Source organism: Glaciecola sp. KUL10 (genome assembly GCF_003203515.1).
GTDB lineage: Bacteria > Pseudomonadota > Gammaproteobacteria > Enterobacterales > Alteromonadaceae > Glaciecola.
The window spans coordinates 1-2,073 of the sequence record NZ_BGNG01000028.1 but is presented as its reverse complement, the minus strand read 5'-3'; the positions used below and the strand labels follow the sequence as shown (position 1 = coordinate 2,073).

Genomic DNA, 2,073 nt, shown 5'->3' with positions numbered 1-2,073 from the left:
CCATACAAAAACTTAAAGACGGATATCTGGCAAAGAGCAGCCAGCTACCGCTTAAGCCGATGTTAGCAGTACAATATTTGACATTGCGTGCGTTTAAGCGTACGCTTTTGATTGGAGGTGCTTATGACTACATTAACTGCAACAGAAGCTCGGGCTAATTTATATCGCGTGATAGACGAAGCGGCTGAATCACATATTCCTGTGAGAATAACGAGCAAACGAAATAACGCGGTTCTGCTTTCTGAAAAAGATTGGGACGCAATACAAGAAACCTTGTATTTATTGTCGGTACCGGGAATGCGCGAATCAATAAAAGAAGGTTTAGAAACTGACATATCAGATTGTTCAGAGGAGTTAGATTGGTGACATGGAAAATTGTCTATACTAAACAAGCGCAAAAAGATGCAAGGAAGTTAGCTAGTAGCGGCTTAAAAAGTAAAGCTCAAGTTCTAATAAATATAATTGAACAAGATCCATATACGACTCCACCTTCTTTTGAAAAATTAATCGGCGATCTCTCGGGTGCTTATTCTCGCCGAATTAACATTCAACATAGACTGGTTTATCAAGTTTATGAGGATGATAAAATAGTGAAAATTCTGAGATTATGGAGTCACTATGAGTGAATCGACTGCTAACAAAAATTTTGAAGACGGACGTTTTGGAAGAACACCAAAACGCCGCTTAAAATGGTGTTGTTAGGCTCTATCGCTTGTGTTGTGTTGCGCATCACGCTACAATGCCATCATGATCAAATCGTTCAAGCACAAAGGTCTTCGACTGTTTTACGAAAAAGGTAAGACATCTGGCATTCAAACACACCATGCGAAAAAGCTTCGTATGCAGCTTGCTGCTATCAATACTGCGCATGAAATTGACGATATTAATATCCCAGGATTTTCCCTTCACAAATTGAAAGGAGAGCGAGCGGATATATGGTCTATATCTGTAAACGGAAATTGGAGAGTAACATTTGAGTTCAAGGATGGTAATGCTTACATTCTAAATTATGAGGATTATCACTAATGAATATGCATAACCCGCCACATCCTGGCGAATTTATAGAATCTATTTATCTTGAACCTTACGGTGTTAGTTGCCGCACATTGGCAACTCATTTAGGCGTAGCTGCTTCTACTTTAAGCCGAATAGTCAAAGGCAAGAGTGCAATAAGCCCCGAAATGGCATTACGACTATCCAAAACGTTAGGACGAACACCCGAAAGTTGGTTAAGTATGCAAGATAACTATGAATTATGGCAGGCAAAGCAGAGTTTGGATTTGGGTAAAGTTCAGCGTCTAGATCTGAATGCCGCCTAACAAATCTATGAACCGGATGTTGGCAAAAGCGGCCACCACCGCTTAACGAAGTGTTATAGCTCTAGTTAAGATGCGATTGACGGTACTAATATTTAGTACTATCATTGTTTAATGAAAAGAAAACATCAAAAGACTTTAGCTCTCATCTTTTCAAGACCTGTCAGTGGTAATGTAAAGTGGAAAGATATCGAGCAACTATTTATTGAGCTTGGAGCTGAGATATCCGAGGCTGAGGGCTCTAGAATTGGTGTTAGGCTTTTTGGCGACAGACGCGTCTTTCATAGACCACACCCGTCCCCTGATACAGACAAGGGCGCGGTTAGCAGCGTCAGACGTTGGTTAGAGTCAAATGGAGTGAAACCATGAAAAATATCATGAACATAAATGGATACGATGCTGTTATCACTTACGATCCTGAAATAGAGATGTTTAGAGGTGAGTTTATTAACTTAAATGGCGGTGCTGATTTTTATGCGGCCGATATTAAGGGTTTGCATGAAGAGGGTTCAACCTCTTTAAAAGTATTTCTTGAAATGTGTGAGGAAGATGGTGTAGCACCTAAGAAAACCTATTCGGGTAAATTTAATGTTCGTATAAGCCCAAAGCTACATGAGCACCTCGTTTTAAAAGCTTCCGCCACAGGGAAAAGCATAAATCAGATTGTTGTGGAATCGTTATCAAGCAACGTCGGTAGCGAGCTATAACAAAACGATGAAGACGGACGTAATACAAAAGCGGTATTACGCCGCTTATC

The 2,073-nt window shown here is 40.3% G+C and carries 6 protein-coding genes; all 6 read left to right on the top strand.

Annotated features, from left to right (window positions below):
- Positions 1-123 precede the first annotated feature (123 nt).
- The 6 genes from KUL10_RS18465 (at position 124) to KUL10_RS18440 (ending at position 2,023) form a co-directional block, all read left to right on the top strand.
- A complete protein-coding gene (locus tag KUL10_RS18465) occupies positions 124-366 on the top strand; it encodes a type II toxin-antitoxin system Phd/YefM family antitoxin (RefSeq protein ID WP_110430437.1) in 243 nt (80 codons plus the stop codon).
- Positions 363-626, top strand: coding sequence for a Txe/YoeB family addiction module toxin (locus KUL10_RS18460; RefSeq protein WP_110430436.1), 264 nt, complete (start codon positions 363-365; stop codon positions 624-626). The genes KUL10_RS18465 and KUL10_RS18460 overlap by 4 nt, the downstream gene beginning before the upstream one ends.
- Positions 627-747: 121 nt before the next feature.
- Positions 748-1,026 carry a type II toxin-antitoxin system RelE/ParE family toxin gene (locus tag KUL10_RS18455; protein ID WP_110430435.1) on the top strand — a complete coding sequence of 93 codons (279 nt, stop codon included), beginning with the start codon at positions 748-750 and terminating at the stop codon, positions 1,024-1,026.
- A complete protein-coding gene (locus KUL10_RS18450) occupies positions 1,026-1,319 on the top strand; it encodes a HigA family addiction module antitoxin (protein WP_110430434.1) in 294 nt (97 codons plus the stop codon). Before KUL10_RS18455 ends, KUL10_RS18450 begins: the two co-directional genes overlap by 1 nt.
- Before the next feature lie 111 nt (positions 1,320-1,430).
- Positions 1,431-1,685, top strand: coding sequence for a type II toxin-antitoxin system HicA family toxin (locus KUL10_RS18445; protein ID WP_110430433.1), 255 nt, complete (start codon positions 1,431-1,433; stop codon positions 1,683-1,685).
- Positions 1,682-2,023, top strand: a complete 342-nt coding sequence (locus tag KUL10_RS18440) for a type II toxin-antitoxin system HicB family antitoxin (RefSeq protein ID WP_110430432.1) — start codon at positions 1,682-1,684, stop codon at positions 2,021-2,023. The genes KUL10_RS18445 and KUL10_RS18440 overlap by 4 nt, the downstream gene beginning before the upstream one ends.
- The last annotated feature ends 50 nt before the right edge of the window (positions 2,024-2,073 follow it).